The 18,355-nt window shown below is 37.6% G+C and carries 14 protein-coding genes; 2 read left to right on the forward strand and 12 right to left on the reverse strand.

The window, feature by feature from the left end:
* The first annotated feature begins 2 nt into the window (after positions 1–2).
* Positions 3–2,279 (forward strand): ATP-binding protein, encoded by a 2,277-nt coding sequence (locus tag ABEB31_RS13365; protein ID WP_347052122.1) that lies wholly within the window; start codon positions 3–5, stop codon positions 2,277–2,279.
* Positions 2,280–2,388: 109 nt separating this feature from the next.
* Here the strand turns inward: ABEB31_RS13365 and ABEB31_RS13370 are convergent, their stop codons facing one another.
* From ABEB31_RS13370 to ABEB31_RS13410, 9 genes are all read right to left on the reverse strand, one after another.
* A complete protein-coding gene (locus tag ABEB31_RS13370) occupies positions 2,389–3,882 on the reverse strand; it encodes a hypothetical protein (RefSeq protein ID WP_347052123.1) in 1,494 nt (497 codons plus the stop codon).
* Between the two features lie 52 nt (positions 3,883–3,934).
* The gene (locus ABEB31_RS13375; protein WP_347052124.1) at positions 3,935–5,731 is read right to left on the reverse strand and encodes a T9SS type A sorting domain-containing protein; all 1,797 of its coding nucleotides are present in this window, start codon (positions 5,729–5,731) and stop codon (positions 3,935–3,937) included.
* Positions 5,732–5,765: 34 nt separating this feature from the next.
* Positions 5,766–5,948 (reverse strand): hypothetical protein, encoded by a 183-nt coding sequence (locus tag ABEB31_RS13380; RefSeq protein ID WP_347052125.1) that lies wholly within the window; start codon positions 5,946–5,948, stop codon positions 5,766–5,768.
* A 301-nt stretch (positions 5,949–6,249) separates the two neighbouring features.
* Positions 6,250–6,576, reverse strand: a complete 327-nt coding sequence (locus ABEB31_RS13385; protein ID WP_347052126.1) for a DMT family transporter — start codon at positions 6,574–6,576, stop codon at positions 6,250–6,252.
* Between the two features lie 73 nt (positions 6,577–6,649).
* Positions 6,650–7,210, reverse strand: a complete 561-nt coding sequence (locus ABEB31_RS13390; RefSeq protein WP_347052127.1) for a Crp/Fnr family transcriptional regulator — start codon at positions 7,208–7,210, stop codon at positions 6,650–6,652.
* Positions 7,211–7,345: 135 nt separating this feature from the next.
* A complete protein-coding gene (locus tag ABEB31_RS13395) occupies positions 7,346–8,812 on the reverse strand; it encodes a TolC family protein (protein WP_347052128.1) in 1,467 nt (488 codons plus the stop codon).
* A 240-nt stretch (positions 8,813–9,052) separates the two neighbouring features.
* The gene (locus tag ABEB31_RS13400; protein WP_347052129.1) at positions 9,053–12,169 is read right to left on the reverse strand and encodes an efflux RND transporter permease subunit; all 3,117 of its coding nucleotides are present in this window, start codon (positions 12,167–12,169) and stop codon (positions 9,053–9,055) included.
* 47 nt (positions 12,170–12,216) lie between these two features.
* Positions 12,217–13,308, reverse strand: coding sequence for an efflux RND transporter periplasmic adaptor subunit (locus tag ABEB31_RS13405; protein ID WP_347052130.1), 1,092 nt, complete (start codon positions 13,306–13,308; stop codon positions 12,217–12,219).
* A 244-nt stretch (positions 13,309–13,552) separates the two neighbouring features.
* Complete coding sequence (locus ABEB31_RS13410) at positions 13,553–13,912, reverse strand: hypothetical protein (protein WP_347052131.1); 360 nt, start codon at positions 13,910–13,912, stop codon at positions 13,553–13,555.
* Between the two features lie 291 nt (positions 13,913–14,203).
* On the opposite strand from ABEB31_RS13410, the gene ABEB31_RS13415 reads away from it, so the two are divergent.
* A complete protein-coding gene (locus ABEB31_RS13415; RefSeq protein ID WP_347052132.1) occupies positions 14,204–14,563 on the forward strand; it encodes a nuclear transport factor 2 family protein in 360 nt (119 codons plus the stop codon).
* A gap of 91 nt (positions 14,564–14,654) precedes the next feature.
* Here ABEB31_RS13415 and pgl read toward each other — a convergent pair whose 3' ends face one another.
* From pgl to gndA, 3 genes are read right to left on the reverse strand one after another with little or no spacing between them, the layout of a single operon-like run.
* Positions 14,655–15,371 carry a 6-phosphogluconolactonase gene (gene pgl / locus ABEB31_RS13420; RefSeq protein ID WP_347052133.1) on the reverse strand — a complete coding sequence of 239 codons (717 nt, stop codon included), beginning with the start codon at positions 15,369–15,371 and terminating at the stop codon, positions 14,655–14,657.
* A complete protein-coding gene (zwf, locus tag ABEB31_RS13425) occupies positions 15,352–16,884 on the reverse strand; it encodes a glucose-6-phosphate dehydrogenase (protein WP_347052134.1) in 1,533 nt (510 codons plus the stop codon). The genes pgl and zwf overlap by 20 nt, the downstream gene beginning before the upstream one ends.
* 27 nt (positions 16,885–16,911) lie before the next feature.
* Positions 16,912–18,321, reverse strand: coding sequence for an NADP-dependent phosphogluconate dehydrogenase (gndA, locus tag ABEB31_RS13430; protein ID WP_347052135.1), 1,410 nt, complete (start codon positions 18,319–18,321; stop codon positions 16,912–16,914).
* Positions 18,322–18,355 lie beyond the last annotated feature (34 nt).

Here is an 18,355-nt window from a genome sequence, read left to right on the forward strand (position 1 = left end):
GAATGAAGTTTAAGGATATAGTTAACCGTGATCGTGTTACATTAGAGAATTGTGAAAATGAAGCCATACACATACCAGGTGAAATTCAGCCGCACGGCTTTTTACTGGGTATAAGGCCAGACTGGAAAATTGATTATTGTACAGAGAATATTTCTACCTTTTTTAATCTGACTCATGCTCAGGTTTTAGGAAAAGATTTTAGTGCCGTTTTTGGTGCTGAGGCCGAAAGTAGTATTACGCAATATATTCAGGGAGACGAAGTTAAAGATGCTTTTCCGCTGGAAATTAAGCTTCTTGATAAATTATTTCAAATCAATATCCATAAAAGCGCCCAAAATTATATTCTGGAAGGCGAACTGCTTTTTCCTGACCGGGAAAAACTCGCAGATGCTTACAAACAGACTATTCAGTTTGTTAACCAAATGAATAAAACGAAGTCGCTTAAGGATTTATGCGCACTTGTAGCAAAGGGGACACGTGAAATCACCGGTTACGATCGTGTGATGATTTATCGTTTTGATGAGCAATATAACGGAGAAGTTTTCGCTGAAGATCGTGATGAAAGAATAGAACCTTTTCTGGGATTGCATTATCCGCATACCGACATTCCGGCGCAAGCCAGAGAATTATATATCAGAAATCAGCTAAGACTGATTGTAGATATAAATTATAAACCGGTTCCCATTTATACGGTAGACGACCAGCCTGGTAAAAACCTGGATTTAAGTCTTTCGATTCTGAGAAGTACATCGCCTATTCACGTTGAATATTTAAAAAATATTGGAGTTGGCGCAACACTGACCATTTCATTGATCCATCATGATAAATTGTGGGGTTTAATTGCTTGTCATCATTATTCTGAGAAGAATATTTCGCCGCAAATAAGGCTTGCTGCTAAGCTTCAGGGACAGTTTATTACGTCGCAAATCGATGTAAGGCAGGCTTATGATGAAAATCTGACAGCGCAAAAAACAAATTTAGCACTGGATCAATTACTGGCTTTGGATTTGCCAATTGGCGAAAAATCATTGGAATCTATCGCTAATTCGCCACAATTGCTGGAACTTTGTAATGCTTCAGGTGTTGCAATTGTAGCAAGAGGCAAATTCTATAAGAGCGGACTAACCCCATCAGATGCACAAATTGAACTTCTTTTAGAGCTTATAAATAACAAAACTACAGAGGAAATTTATACCACAAACAACATTAGTGTCGAATTTCCCGAATTGGAACAAAGCCCTGATTTTGCAGGATTAATTTACCATTCGTTAGGCAATAATGCTCATATAATCTGGTACAGGCCAGAGACGGTTTCAGAAATTCATTGGGGCGGAGATCCTGCAAAAGCCATTGTAAAAGACGAAAACGGCTTGCATCCAAGAAATTCTTTTAATATTTGGAAACAAATCGTAAAACATAAAAGCAGCCGATGGAGAAAATATGAAACGAATGCGGCTGTACAATATGCACATACCTTACATAATCAGTTAATTTTGATTATGTTAAGTGAGGAGGAAGAAAAATATCGTAACCAGAGTGAGGTTTTAAGAGAAACCAATTCGGAGTTAGAAAACATCAACTGGATCAGTACGCATGATTTGCAGGAGCCACTGCGTAAAATTCAGCTGATCACCTCAAAAATGCTATCTGAGATTGACGGACTTTCCATAGAATCTATTTCGCAGTCTTTGCATCGTGTATCTAAGTCTGCCAACAGAATGAGCGGATTACTGGAAGATATTTTAAAATATACCAGAATAAAAAACACGCGTGACAAACTTCAAAAAGTAGATCTTAATAAAATTTTAGGGGCTACAATAAAGGAGATGAAGGAACTTATTGAAGAAAGAAGCGCTATAATTCAACATGAAGATCTTCCTGAAGTGCATGCAATTGGTTTTTTAATGAGACAGCTTTTTATCAATATTCTGCAAAATTCATTAAAGTATGCCTCTCCTGAAAGAACGCCTAAGATAAAAATAACGGCATCTCAGGAACCTGTTTTAATAAAACATAAATACAAAGTGTATTGTTACTGGATTCGATTTTCTGACAACGGAATTGGTTTCGAACAACAATTTGCAGAATCTATTTTTAAAGTTTTCACAAGGCTGCACACGCAGGAACAATATACCGGTTCTGGAATTGGATTGGCATTGTGCAAAAAAATCATGCAGGCTGTTGGAGGAGATATTGAAGCAGAAGGAAACCCGGGTTCAGGAACTGATATAACTATTTACTTTCCATGTGACATTGATGATACGCTGTTGCCAATGTAGCTAATTCAGAAATGAATTAGGTAAGATTTATAAAATAATATACATCATAAAAAAAGCTCAATTCGCAATAGAATTGAGCTTTTTCATTTGTGTATTTTGCAATAAAAAATTATTTAATGGTAACTACCATATTTGGAACGACTATATTTCCAGTTGTACCAGTGGAACCACTGAATCTTTGCGCAGATATTTCAATAAAATCATTTGTAACCATTTCTGTAGTGGCATTTAGAGGCAAAACTATAATGTCACCATTTACCTGACCTCTACCATATATTTTGTACTGGCTTAATGGAGTTCCATTTTTGGATATGAAAATTATATATGTTCCGGCAGCATTAACCTGAAAAGAAATGGATCCCGTAATCTGAAATATTCTTTTCTTTTTTCCGGCATATCGTAATCTGTTTGGAGAATCGGTATAAAAGCGAAAAAGGTTAGAGTAGACTGTATTAGGTGCTCCTGTCAGGCCAATTTTCACAATATCACTGGGATTTGAATTATTAAAAGTCACTCCAAGACCAAATCCTACGTTATAATCCATCGCAAAATCACCAACCGCACTGGCATCACTTTCTGTCGGGATACCTGCAGATCTCACGTTCCAGCTGTTGCTAAAGTTGTAACCCGGATATGTGTTTGTTGAGGCATAGCCTTTGACATAACCGGCAGTATTTGTTCCGGTAAATACAACAGATTCCAATACCGCATCTCCGTTGATGGTACCAATTGTAGAAACATCAAAACCAATTGCAGAGCCGTCAACCTGACTAAATCCACCCTGTTTTTCTATTAAAGTAAAATTTCCGGTAAATTTTTCGTACGTACCTGAGTTAGTGCTAAACCATCCACAATTACTTAGAAGTAATTGGGTAATATTATTATACGTTATACCATTTGAGTTACCTGCATACTGAATGATACTTAGAAACACTAAGCCAAATCCAGATATGGTACCTACACTATTCGAGCCAAATACAATAGAATCCCTGAAAATAAGGTTTTGCGTTGCGGCACCATTTAGATTGAAGACACTTCCGCCTATTGCCCGGAGTGTTACACTTCTAATACCTCCACCATTTGCACCTTCAAAAATATTTCCATTTGCTCTGGAAATCATATCTTCATTTGGATCAAGTCCCTGAATGTAAGCATTGTTTAAATCAATTGGAAAATTTAAATCTATCATTCCATTGATTTCATACAAAGTATTACTATTTAATACATATTTTGCGCCACCACCCGCCGCTAATTCTGCTGCCAGAACAACAGCCAGATTATCGGTACTTCTTATTCTTTTAAAATTTAAACGGCCTGTACCGCTATTGACAAGTGCAATCCATGTAGATGTTCCTGTAGAATAGTAGTAAAAACCTTTTAAATCTGTATCATAAACTATTAATCCATCAGCCGGAGTGGCGATTGCATTTCTCTGAACCGTAGTCATTCTCGGTGTCAGCATACCCTGAGTTGTAGAAGTTACATCTAATACAGAACTCGCATTTGGAGTTGTTGTACCGATTCCGATCTGTGCCTCTGCTAAAAATGTTACAAAGAAAAATAACAGAGCGAAACAAGAATTATATTTTTTGAGAGTAAACATATTGATCATAATTTTGATGTTAGTTAATTTGGTAGATTTTATTTTATTCTTGTTAATGAGATATAATGATTTTCTGAGCGATTTTTTCATTTTCAAAAGTCACAAAGGTGGCGATATAAACACCATCGCTTAAACCTGAAGTAGAGAAATTATAATTTTGTTCTGTTGCTAAATGGTCTTTAGACAAAACTGCTCTGCCCAGAATATCATACAATTTAAAAGATTTCAGGTTTTTCAAATCAGGATTAAAAGCTTTTAGATATTGATTTTTATTGTCCTGAAGAACATAGAAGCTGTTTTTTGTTTCTTCACCCACACCAAGAGTCTGACTGGTAAAAGTAATTTTAAAACGATCGGTGTAGACTCCGGGACTAAGGGTTACCTCATAACTGCCATTTTTTATATCATGATAGGAAGAATCCAGCTGATCGAAAATATAAATGTTCTGCGTCGGATCAAAATTGACTATTATAGGAACTGAAATTTTGAGAGTAGTAGTTTCAGTGGCTTTAGCAATTAGCGGAATTTTTTTAGTATTGTCAAAATTAATTCCTTGTATTACATAATTGGATTGTTCCAGCCAAAATGCGATATCGTTTGGCAAACTATCCATATTTGCCGCATCAATTCCTCTGTCAACACCATCAGTCGCTTCAGGGAGAAAGGCAAGCGCCAATTGTCTGGTAAACTGATTGTTTATAATAGTATTGATTTTAATGTGTGGAATTTCAAGAACTTCTTCGGCCACTGCCGATTCACTTTTCTGAGTTGTAGTGGTTTTGGCAGGTTTTCCAAATTGAGAAAAGCCACTGCCTTCCTTATAATATACACGATGTGAATTTTTAAATGTGACCGTGCCATTTGCTGTTCCGTTAATTAAGAAACCCTGACCAATAGGAACATATTTACGTTCCATAGCAGTCCCCGAAACAGAACCTGTTGTATTTACTGTACCATCTTGTTTGTAACTGGCAAAAGTAGGAGGTACATATAAACCGTTTGAGGCTAAACTTCCAGGAGAATAAGTTCCATATCCGCCTCTGTACGCACTAAGCAAATGGGAATTTGTTGTTTTATCCTGTTCCCAGAAATAAGCATTTCCATTGCAGGCCGTATTAGTGGGATCCAGTAAAAATGCATTCAAATGCAAAGCAGAAGGATACGGATTTCCGGTAAGTGTTGCAGCTAATGATGCTCCAACGGAGATCGTGATATTTCCATCATTTGGTTTACCTCTAAAATCGTAACGCTGCGCTCCCGTACCGCCGGGATTGTTTGCCACTCCGCTCGCTTCGGGATCTGTTGAATCAGATCCGCTTGTACCTTTCATTGTAAATCCTTCTCCCGGTGCTATTGTACTCGCAGACCCAACCTGTGTCCATTGTGAATAGTTATTGGCATTGGTTAATTTATAGATCCAATACGGTGCAATGGCTAAAGGATTTGAGGTTCCGTCATAACTAGACATTCCCAGAATGGTGGCCGGAGTAGAATTCGTTGCTGTAAGAGGGCGGTTTAGAAGTGTAATGCCAAAATTATTATTGACAGAAGAAGCCGTATTAAGTCCGACCGGTGAACACCAGTAATTATATTCAAAATTATCCGATGTACCTTCCTGATAAACAGATATCGTACCTGTTCCCGAATTGGTAGAAGTTCCCGTAGTTCCCTGTACCAGCTGCGAAAGGTTACGCAGATAGATATTGGCATTGGCAGACAGATTTATGTTCTGTCCTACATATAAAACCTGATTTTTTACATAAACGGGTGTAGCAGCTCCTACATACATTTGACAAAAACCCTTAATAGAAAGGAGAAGAAGGAAAATTGAAATGGTAGTTTTTTTCATGTTGTCATTTTTTGGAAGAATAAAAAATACGGTTCTAGTAAGTCCTTTTTTTAATAACAAATAATCCAAAAAGAACAGCAGCTATAAGTAAAAGAGGCACTGAATGATCTATTGAAAATTGAGGCGGATCTGGTAATCCAGGTGGTGGCGGACCGCCGCCCTGGCAGTAGGCTGAGATGGCAATTAGAAATAATGTGCCGGATAAGATTTTTTTCATCTGTTTCCTATTAATCGTTGGAGCTATGATTTTAGAAATATCTGATGCTTTAAAATGTAGGTATTTGTGGTTTGTAAGATCAGACGTTTTCAAAAATAGAAATTTATAACTTTTACTTCTTACTAAATTTTCTGTTAAATTTTACATAATTACCATGTTTACAGTATTTTATGTCTGTTAAAATTTAAGTTTTTTAACATGGTTATTTATTCTTTTTTTTAAAACATGTAAGAATTTGTTAAAAGAAAAGGCGGATCATTTTTAAAAATGATCCGCCTTTTCAAGAATTTTTTCTTTAAATTTAATGCGATACTGCTTTTAAACCTACTATTGATCCAACTAAAGTTACGAGGAAAAACAATCTCCAAAAAGCTGCCGGTTCTTTAAAGATGAAAATACCAACCAAAACCGTTCCTACCGCTCCAATGCCTGTCCATACAGCATATGCCGTTCCTAACGGCAGGGTTTCTGTAGCTTTCATTAATAAAAGCATACTTATAGTTAAGGAAACGACAAATCCGATATACCAGTAATACATTTCGGTTCCCGTAGTTTCTTTTGCTTTTCCGAGACAAGAAGCGAAGGCTACTTCAAATAGTCCTCCAATGATTAAAATAATCCAGTTCATATACTATATTTTTAGTGGTGCAAATTTCCTATATCGCTTTCATTTAAAATTTAACAAATGATAAAAAATGAAATTATTTGAACTCCGCCCTAATTCTGCTGAGGCTTACCTGTGTAATTCCGAGATAAGATGCAATATGTCCCAATTGAACTCTCCGCAGCAATTCAGGGTGATCCTTCATTAAATCCTTATATCGTTCTGATGCATTTTGAAACTGTTTAGAAATCAGTCTTTCCTCCGTTTTAATCAGTTCTTTTTCGGCAAATTTTCTTCCCCAATTTGCAATGTGAACATCTTCATTAAAAAGTTTCTTAAGGTTTTCTGTTTTTAATTCGTACAACTCACAGTCTTCCAAGAGTTCTATTGATTCATATCCGGGCTTTTCCTCCACATAACTTTTCATCGAAATAATAGTTTCGCCTTCTTTTCCGAACCAGAAGGTAACTTCATTATCGCGTTGCACATAAGCGCGAACCAATCCATGTTTTATAAAATAAATATTCGGTTCTACTTTATTGGCTTTTAGCAATATATGACCTTTAGTAAATGCTATTTCGGTAATATTTTCCTGTAAAGCAAGTTGCGACTGCTCAGGAAGAGGGTGGATATGATGAAGAATATCTGAAATATTCATGCTGCTATATTTTGAAATTTTGAATAAAGATACTCGAATTCAAAAAAAAATCCCATTTCTAAACAGAAATGGGATATAAAATGACCTCTGCGATGAGCTATTATAAACAGAAACCATTTTTGACCAATATATAAACTAATTAACTCCTCCGCCTAAAGCTTTGTAAAGCAGTACCTGCGAATTGGCATTTCGCAACTGAATGTCCACAAAATCAAGTTCTGCCTGTAATTTATTTTTCTGCGCATTAATGATTTCCAAATAATTAGCGTAACCGCTTAAGTACAAATCATTAGAGACATTGACGGCAATTTCGAGATGGTCAATTTCTTTTAATTTGTATTTCAGAACATCCTGATACGCTTCATTTCTATGCAACAGAGCACTTAGTTCGTTAAATGCAGTGGTAATTGAATTTTGATACTGAAGAAAAGAAATTTCCTGTCTTCGGTTTGACACGTACATTTCCTGCTTAATCTGACCTTTGTTCAAAACAGGCGCTGTTAGTCCGCCGAGAATCTGCCAGGCAAAAGAACCGGCATCAAAGAAAGTATTGAAAGAAAAGGAGTTAAAACCGGCATATCCTCCTAGATTTAAAGTTGGAAAAAATGCTGCACGCGCTGCTTTTGCGTCAGCGTTGCTGGCCATCAATTCAAAATAAGCCTCAGAAACATCAGGTCTTTTATGAATAATAGAATCAACGCTTATTTTTTGATTTAAAACGTCTAAATGTCCGGCTAAAAAGTCGTTGCTTCTTTCGATTTTTCCGCCATATTCTCCTAACAATGTCAATAAAGCTTTTTCTGTCTGATCTATGCTTAATTTTAATTCTGAAGTTTCGGCATGAATATTATTGTTTTGGGCATTAAACTGCTGCACAGCCAATTCTGTAGCTTTTCCCACAGATCTTTGTGCCGAAACGATGTCCAGTGCGCGTTCCTGTGTTTTGAGGTTGTCGTCGTAAATCGCCGCCTGTTTGTCCAGGGCAATCAGTTTAAAATACAAATCGGCGACGTCTCCTAGAAGTCTGGTCTGCAACAATCGCATTCCTTGCTGAGAAGCAAAAAAACGTTGCTGTGCCGCCTTTTTTCGATTGCTTAATTTTCCCCAAATGTCGGCTTCCCAGGAAACTTTTCCACCCAGAAACAGGTTAGGAGTTACATCTTCATTTATACGTTGTCTTTCGCTAATATTTTGCGAAAAATTGGTATCATAATTACCAACTCCGTCCATGGTGTATTTCCCGTAATGTGTTCCGGAAGCATCTGCCACAAGATCTAAAGAGGGAAGAAGGGCTAGTTTTGCCACTTTTAAATGTGAATTGGCAATTAAGATTCGTTCCTGCATCATTAAATAATCAGGATTTTGGGTAATCGCCTTTTTTAATATTTGTTCCAATTTTGGATCTTTAAAAAAGGTTTCCGTCTTGAGCGGAATAAAGGCTGTCAGACTATCCACAGATTTTTTTGTTTTGACATCAAAATTCTCCGGTAATTTGGCAGCGCTTAACTTATCGCTGATTTTAGGTGCAGAACAAGCGGCAAAAGTGAGAACGCAGGTTATCACTAATGCAGTTGTTTTATATTGATTAAGTATATTTTTCATTATTAGATTTATTTATTCAATCTTCGTTTTTAAGTTTTTATTAAACACATACAACATAGATTTTTACTTTAAAAAGTGTCAGAAGGAAAAGTCCTAAAACATACTTTGTCTAAACTCGATTTTTACTTTATCAAAGTTTTAAACTTTGACAAAGTTTCTAACTTATAATTCGGTTTATTTGAACAGATGAAACGCCGTAACACTTTCAAAATTCTATATTCTATGTGTTTGAAAACTACACTAAGATTTATTCATTCTTTTTTCCAGTTTGGCAAATAAGATGTAAAGTCCCGGAATAATCACAAGACCAAACACAGTTCCAATTAACATACCTCCTGCGGCTGCCGTACCAATGGAACGGTTCCCTACAGCACCGGCACCACTAGCAATACAAAGCGGAATTAATCCTGAAATAAAAGCAAAAGAAGTCATCAAAATTGGCCTGAAACGAAGTCTTGCCCCTTCTATAGCGGCCTCTGTAATATCCCTCCCGATTTTGTGCTGCGCCATTGCAAACTCCACAATCAAAATTGCATTTTTGGCGAGCAGACCAATCAGCATGACGAGTGCCACCTGCGCATAAATATTATTGTCGAGTCCGACGGCTAAAAGTGCCAGATACGAGCCAAAAACTCCGACAGGAAGACTCAATAATACCGGAAACGGAAGCAGTAAACTTTCGTACTGTGCAGCCAGTAATAAGTATACAAATAGTATACATAATGCAAATATGTAGATAGTCTGGTTTCCGGACAAAATCTCTTCGCGTGTCATACCGGACCATTCCAGTTCAAAACGGCTTGGCAGTTTTTCTGCTGCGATTTTTTCTACTGCCGCAATTGCTTCTCCAGAACTAAAACCTTCTGCAGGTTCACCGTTAATCATTGCCGACATGTACATATTGTAACGCGTAAGAACTTCGGGACCGTAAACTCTTTCTAATTTTATAAATGTGGAAAAAGGAACCATTTCACCGGCATCATTTTTCAGGTACATGTCCAAAATGCTTTCCGGATTTTTACGAAACTGCGGACTCGCCTGAACCATCACTTTATACATTTGGGAAAAACGAATAAAATTGGTTGCATAAAACGAACCCAACATGGTCTGTAAAGTTGCCATTGCATTGTCTACAGAAATTCCTTTTTTCGCAGCCAGATCATAATCGATATGAATTAAATATTGCGGAAAAGTGGCATCAAAACTGGTAAAAGAGTTTTGAATTTCAGGCGAGGCATTCAATTCTTTAATGAAGTTTTTTGTCACTTCATCTGTATTGGTAATACTTCCTCCTGATTTATCCAGTAATCGAAGTTCAAAACCACTGGTATTACCAAAGCCGGGAACCGTTGGCGGAGCGAAAATCTCGATTTGTGCGTCACTAATTCCTTTTGTTTTTTCGGTTAGCTGTGCAATAAATTCTGTTACAGAGATATCACGCTCACTCCAGTCTTTAAGGTTGATCATCCCCATTCCGTAAGAAGCTCCGGCGATTTCGGTAACAATACTGTAACCTGCAAGTGTTGTTACATTGTCTACACCTTTAATTCCTTTTGCAATTCGGGTTACTTCGTCCAGCGCTTTTTCGGTACGTTCTACAGTGGCACCCTGTGGCGTAGTGATACTCACATAAACCATTCCCTGATCTTCTGAAGGAATAAATCCGGAAGGCAGGAACTTGCTTGTTCCCCACGTTAAAATGCAGAAAAGAACCAGCAAACCAACCGTAATGGAAGTTCTGTCTGCAAACTTTATTAATACTCTGATGTATTTTGAAGTCACATTATCAAACCAATTATTGAATCTCGCAAAAAAGCGATCCAGTACTGATTTTTTCTCCTTGTCAGGATCGTGTGGTTTCAGCATAATGGCACAAAGGGCAGGAGTAAGTGTAAGGGCATTGATTCCGGAAATGACAATACTAATTGCCATTGTCAGCGAAAATTGTCGATAGAAAACACCGACGGGACCACTTAAAAAAGCAACCGGAATAAATACCGCAGCCATAACAATAGTAATTGCGATAACAGCACCGGTTATTTCTTTCATAGCGCTTATGGTAGCTTCTAAAGGCGCCATGTGTTCTTCGGAGATTTTTACGTGAACGGCTTCGACGACTACAATTGCATTATCGACTACAATTCCGATAGAAAGTACTAAAGCAAAAAGTGTTAATAAATTGATTGAGAATCCCATCATCGACATAAAAGTAAACGAACCAATAAGTGCTACGGGAACGGCCAGTACGGGAATTAATGTTGATCTCCAGTCCTGCAGGAAAATGAAAACAACGAATGCGACTAATAAAAAGGCCTCAATTAAAGTTCTGATAACTTCATGAATAGAAGCATCAAGGAAACGGGACACGTCGTAAGCAATATTAAAATCCATTCCCGGCGGAAAAGAAGAGCCTTTCAATTCAGCCATTTTTTCTTTTACGCTTGCAATTACTTCAGAAGCGTTAGAGCCCGGACGTTGTTTCAGCATGATGGATGCCGATGGTTTCCCGTCGGTTTTAGAAACCATTCCGTAACTCATGGCACCAAATTCGATGTTGGCAATGTCTTTTAATCGCAGGATTGTTCCGTCGGCGTTTGCACGTAACGGAATCTCTTCATATTGTTTGGGTTCGAAGAATTTTCCTCCGTATTTAATTACATATTGAAGCTGATTGTCAAGCTGTCCGGAACCTTCACCGACTTTTCCGGGTGCTGCAGAAATGTTTTGTTTTTGCAGGGAAGCAATCACTTCATTGGCCGAAATGGTATAAGAAAGCATCTTTTGCGGATCCAGCCAGACACGCATCGAGTATTCTTTCTGACCCATGATTTCGGCTCGACCGACACCATCAATACGTTTTAATTCCTGAAGGATATTAATGTCCGTAAAGTTAAAGATAAACTGCTCATCCTGAGTTTTGTCTATACTGGTAATATTCAGATACATCAGCATACTGTTGACCTCTTTTTCGGTCGTAACTCCGGCACGAATTACTTCTTCGGGAAGTTCATCCAAAATGGTGGTCACCCTGTTTTGTACGTTTACGGCTGCCAGATCGGGATCTGTACCGACTTCAAAGAAAACCTGAATCAAGGTTAAACCGTCATTTGAAGTTACTGTAGACATATACGTCATTCCGGGAACACCATTAATGGCTCTTTCCAGGGGAAGCGCGACGGCATTGGCAGAAACCTCTGCATTGGCTCCCGTATATTTTGCTGTAACCGTTACAGAAGGTGGTACAATATCTGGAAACTGGGTAATAGGAAGCTGGAACAAAGCCAGTAATCCCAAAAGTACTATCATAACCGAGATGATTAATGACAATATTTTTCTTTTGATAAATAACTCTATCATTTTGTATATTTTAGGTAAATAATTGGATTTTTGTTAACGGCTTAAACCTACATTTGTTTAATGTTGATTTTATCGCCGTCTCTTAATGACTGGGTTCCTTCCTGAACAATCAGGTCATTGCTTTTTAGACCGTCGTTTAGAATGTAAACATCATCGAGAGTACTGCCAATGGTAACATTGGTCATTTTAACAACTCCATCTTTTTGTACCAGAAATACATATTGTTTGTCCTGAATGGAAAAAACAGCTTTTTGCGGAATTAGAATCGCAGCTGTTTTAGGCTGGGAAATAATTAGTTTTCCCGAAGTTCCGTGTTTGATAAATCCCTGCGGGTTATGAAATTTAGCTTTGTATTGAATAGAACCTGTTTCCCTGTTAATTTCTCCATCGGCAGTTCGCAGTTCTCCTTTTTTATCATAAACCAATCCGTTTGGCAGAACGAGTTTTATATCGCCTTGGTTGTTAAGGCTTTTGTCTTCCATCATCTGGAAATAAGTATTTTCGGGAATGGAGAAATACGCATAAACGTCATCCAGTTGGGAAACTGTGGTAAGCAGCGAACCGTTTTCTATTAAACTTCCTTCCTTAAACGGAATTCGGTCAACGGTTCCGGCAAACGGTGCGCGGATTGTGGTAAAACTAATTTGCTGGTTGATTGCTTTTTTTTCTGCGACAGCGTGGGCCACTTTCGCAGAAGCGGCTTCATATTTTGCTTTAGATAATTCTAATTCTTTATCTGCAATTACTTTTTTATTGAAAAGTGTCTGAGCCTGTTCCAGTTCGACACTTGCGATTCGTAAGTCGGCTTTGGCGCTTTTAAAAACGGCTTCTGCTTTTAAGAGCTGAATCTGAAGTTCGACATCGCTGATCTTGAAAAGTATTTGACCTTTTTTTACTTTTTGTCCTTCGCTAACATAGACTTTGTCCAGTAAACCGGGAATTCTTACGTGAATTTCGACATTGTTTTTGGCATGAACGTCGGCAACAAATTTACTTGAAACGATTGTATCTTTTAAGGTTACTTTATAAACGGGAACTGTTTTTATATTGTTTGAATTCTTTTTAGACTTATCCCCGCACGAGACTAAAACAAATAAGGCAAGTGTGCATAAAAGAAAATGATTTTTATATGTGTTCATAATTAGGCTTTTAATTTTTGAATAAATAAATGCTCTCCCATTTGTCAGACAAGGGAGTTGAATTTTGATTTTGAATTTGGTGCGTTTAGAAGGTTCTCCTTGAAGAAGAACTGTTTAGAAGTTATTTTATATGAGTATCAAAGGAAGAATCCGGAAAGATTTCACGAATTAGGTGTACATGAAAGTCTGTTCCAAAAGAAACTTCTGAAAAATTGAATTAAATAAAATAACGAAATGCTGCAGTCTAGAAAAGTTGATACAAATGAAGGTGCGTATGCCTTTGTATCTGGTATGTTGAAACTATACCATAAAACAAGCTCTTTTTATAAAGCCTGAAATTAATAAGGTTGCTAAAATATGGAGCCCTGATAGTACTTTGTTCTAAAGTGGTAGCTCTGTTTTTTATTTTCTTTTTAAGCTTGTAATGAACTTCAAGATTTTTAGAAGAAGAATAATCTGAAGACGGAGTGAAGGCGTCGTCTGCGGCAACGCTGTCTAAAGTAATACAATGATTAGAATGTAAAGGCTGCTGATACGTTTCGGTGCCTCTGAAAAAAGAAAGCAGCGAGAGTAAAACGATATATATGAACTTTTTGGGATTCATTTACAGTTAAGCAGATTTAATTTTGTTTCTAAAAAGTGGGCTTTTAGTTGTTATAGTGCGCCAAATATAGCAATTTGAAAAGTAAGGAGTCTTAAAATTTTTCTAAAAAGGACAAGATTTAAAAATTTGATAATAATTGATGTTGGTTTTTAGTGTTTTGATAAATGAAATAATTTCAGATTTAAAAAAAATAAAATTGCTACTTTTTACCTTCGCCGTTTCAAATTCTTCAATACGGTTGGTGTAAAATAAAATCATTAATTTTAAATTCATTAATCAAAGAACAGAAACATGTCAAATCAAAACGAACAAGTAATTACAAAAGCCTATAATGCTTTTAACGAAAGAAATATAGACAACTGCCTGTCAACCATGAGGGAAGATGTGCAATGGTCAAAAGCCTGGGAAGGCGGTTATATAAGCGGTCATGACGAGATTCGCCAATACTGGACAAGACAATGGACAGAGATCAATCCGAAAGTAGAACCGGTTGGTTTTGATGAAAGAGAAAATGGAAGTCTGGAGGTCACAGTCCACCAAAATGTAAAAGATCTGCAAGGCAATTTAATGTTTGACGGATTTGTAAAACACGTTTACACATTTGAAAACGGATTAATTAAAACAATGGATATTGAGTTGATCGAAAATTAGATTTATCTTGATTATATCTCTCTATAAAGCAAAAAGGTTATACTCTTATTTTGGAGTATAACCTTCTTTTTTATTGTAAAATAATAACCTTTTAATTTGTTCCGGCCGCCACTTTATCGACCAAAAACAATAAATCTCCCGAAACCGGTTTGATCAGTTGCATCGGATATAAAGCAGGATTGTATGCTCCGCTGGTTACTTCTTTTAAAGCGTTTATTTTTTTCTCTCCAAAAGCCACCACTACAATTTTTTCTGCTTTGTTAATTAAGGGAGCAGTCAGGGTAATGCGATACATTTTTTGTGGCGCTAAATAATAAGCGTCGACCCATTTAGTTTGCTCTTCTAAGACAGCTTCGCCAGGAAAAAGAGAAGCCGTGTGTCCGTCGTCTCCCATGCCTAACAGAATAAGGTCAAATTTTCCTTCTTCGCCTAAAATTTTTCGGATCGTCTGCTCGTACGTAGCAGCATATTCTTCGGGTGTTACGCCGTCTTTGTACATTTCAAAAATATTTTCCTGCGGAACAGGAACGTGGCTTAACAAAGTAGCATAAGACATTTTTGCATTACTCAAATCATCGTCAAGCGGAACCCATCTTTCGTCTCCCCAGAAAATATAAACGTTGCTCCAGTCTATTTTGTTTTTATAATCATCTGAAGCCAAAAGTTTGTAAATTCCTGCAGGAGAGGAGCCTCCTGTAAGAACTGCTGTAAATTTGCCTTTTGCAGCAATAGCTTTTTGGGCTAATTCTACAAAAAGTGCGGCAGCCGTAGTATTTATTTCGTCTGTATTATTGTAAATCTGTATCATTTAAAACTTCTTCTTTTGTTTGTGTATTCGGGATCCATTTGTGTCCCTGGCGTGCCAGTAATTCATCGGCTTCTGCCGGGCCCCAGCTTCCTGCTTTGTAATTTGGGAAATTAGTTGGTGCCGTAGTTTTCCAAACCTGCTGAATCGTATCTATTGCATCCCAGGCTTCCTCAACCTGATCCCAACGCATAAATAGGGTAGGATCTCCTGCCAAAGCATCAGCGATAAGAGTTTCATAGGCTTCAGGAGACATTGTAGAGCAGGCAAAATAATCAAAAACCATTTCAGCAGGTCTCAGCGCAAGCGAAAGTCCCGGCTTTTTGGTCATAAACTGCAATTTAATATCCATTGCAGGCTGAATATTAATAATAAGACGGTTTGGCGTCATGCCTTCTTTTCCATATGAAAATGAAGAATGCGGAACTGGCTTAAACTGAATGATAATAGAAGATTGTTTTTCTTCCATTCTTTTTCCTGAACGAAGATAAAATGGAATTCCCTGCCATCTCCAGTTGTCCAGATAGATTTTCATTGCCACGTAAGTTTCGGTATTAGAATCTGGTGCAATTCCTTTATCCTGACGATATCCCGGAACCGGAACACCTTTGATTTCACCGGCAGCATATTGTCCTCTTACGATATAATGATCCACTTCGTCGGGTTTGATGCGGCGAATGGATTTTAAAACATCGGCTTTACGATTTCGGATATCATCTGCATTTAAAGACGCAGGCGCTTCCATAGCGGTCATGCACAAAATCTGAAGCAAATGGTTCTGAATCATATCTTTCAGTGCTCCGACACCTTCGTAAAAACCGCCACGTTCTTCAACGCCGACTTCTTCTGCAACGGTAATCTGCACAAAATCAATAAAATTACGGCTCCATAAAGGCTCAAACATCGAATTTCCAAAACGGAAAGCCAAAATATTCTGAACCGTTTCTTTTCCTAAATAATGATCGATTCTGTAAATCTGTTCTTCTTTAAAAGTCTGCGAAAGCATTTCATTCAGTTCAATAGCAGAACTTTTATCATAACCAAATGGTTTTTCGATAATGATGCGATCCTGTTTCGGATTTGCCGCAAGACCGATTTTCTTGATATTGCTTGAAATCGTAGAAATGAAAGAAGGTGTGATCGAAAGATAAAAAAGACGATTGGCACGTTCGCCAAAAGCCAGGTCAAAATTGTTGATTTTTTCGTTCAGTCCGATATACGAATCTTCTTTATCGATGTCCAGGCTGTGATAGGTAATATGAGAAAGAAATTTTTCTGTCTGAGGATCAGAAAGTCCTTTTTTTCTTGAAAATGTATTTAGGTTTTCTAAGACATAGCTGCGAAAATCCTCATTGGTTTTTTCTGCTCTTCCCAGTGCAATAATCTGAAACTTTTCAGACATACGTCCGTCAAGGTACAGATTTTGAAAAGCGGGAAAGAGCTTTCTCTTGGCTAAGTCTCCGGTTCCTCCAAAAATAACAATGATTGTTGGATTCTTTAGTTTATTTTTAGTCATTGTATGTAGTTGTGTTGCTTTAAATTCTTATTCAGACCATTGTGTATGGAAAACACCTTCTTTGTCGATACGTTCGTAAGTATGTGCGCCAAAAAAATCACGTTGCGCCTGAATTAAATTTGTGGGTAGATTTGCAGATCTGTAAGAATCAAAATAAGCCAGAGAGTTCATAAGTCCGGCAACCGGAATTCCCTGCTGAACCGCAAACTGAACTACATTTCTCATTCCGGCCTGATGGTTAGAAAGGTCAGCAGCAATTCCGTCATCCAGAAGCAGGTTTGGTAAATCTGCTTTGACATTATATGCTTTTCTGAAATCCTCTAAAATTGCAGCACGAATGATACAACCTCCGCGCCAGATTTTGGCAACAGTTTCCAGATTTAATCCATAGTTGTATTCTTTTGAAGCCGTGTGAAGCTGAGCCAGACCCTGGGCATACGTTACAACAATAGCAGAATATAAAGCAGATTTTAAAGCTCCTATTGCCTCGCTTTGTTCAACTGCAGATTCATTTGGCGTCCAGACTAATTTTTTAGCAGCCTCCATTCTTTCAGGTTTGGTTTTAGACATGTCACGCATGAAAACCGCCGCATCGATAGTCGGAACCGGAACCTGTAAATCCATCGCATTTTGCGAAGTCCATTTTCCTGTACCTTTCGATCTTGCCCAGTCTGAAATTTTATTGATTAGCTGCGTTCCGTCTTCGTCTTTTTGTTTTAGGATTTTACCGGTAATTTCAATCAGATAAGACTTTAGTTCATGACTTTGGTTCCATTCTTCAAAAGTTTTCTGAATCGTATCATCATCCATTTTATAGCCTCTTTTCATCAGGTCATAAATTTCAGAGATCAACTGCATGATTCCGTATTCGATTCCGTTATGAACCATTTTTACGTAATTTCCGGCAGAACCGTTTCCAAGATATTCTACACAAGGTTCTCCGTCTACTTTTGCCGCAATAGCTTCAAAAATAGGACGCAGTCTTTCATATGCTTTCTGATCGCCTCCCGGCATCATTGCAGGACCAAAACGGGCACCTTTTTCTCCGCCTGAAATTCCCATTCCAAAAAAGTGGATTCCTTTTTCGGATAATTCTATAAATCTTCTGTCTGTGTCTGTAAAGTAAGTGTTTCCGCCGTCGATAATAATATCGCCTTTGTCCAAGTGAGGTAATAAGCTGGCAATAGCACTGTCTACCGGTTTTCCGGCAGGAACCAATAACATAATTGCTCGTGGTTGCTGAATAAGTTCTACAAAATGTTTAACATCTGTAGTGGCTTCAATGGTATGTTCAGAATCGGCTTCTTGTTGAAGAGAGTTTACTTTTTCGGTATCTAAGTCTAAACCTGCAGCCGCAAAGTTATGGCTGGCGATATTTAAAAGCAGGTTACGGCCCATTACCCCAAGTCCTACAATTCCAAAATCAAATTTGCTCATAGTTTTTAATTAACTAAATTATTAGAAAGATGTT

The organism is Flavobacterium olei, assembly GCF_039749035.1.
GTDB classification, from domain to species: Bacteria; Bacteroidota; Bacteroidia; order Flavobacteriales; family Flavobacteriaceae; genus Flavobacterium; species Flavobacterium olei.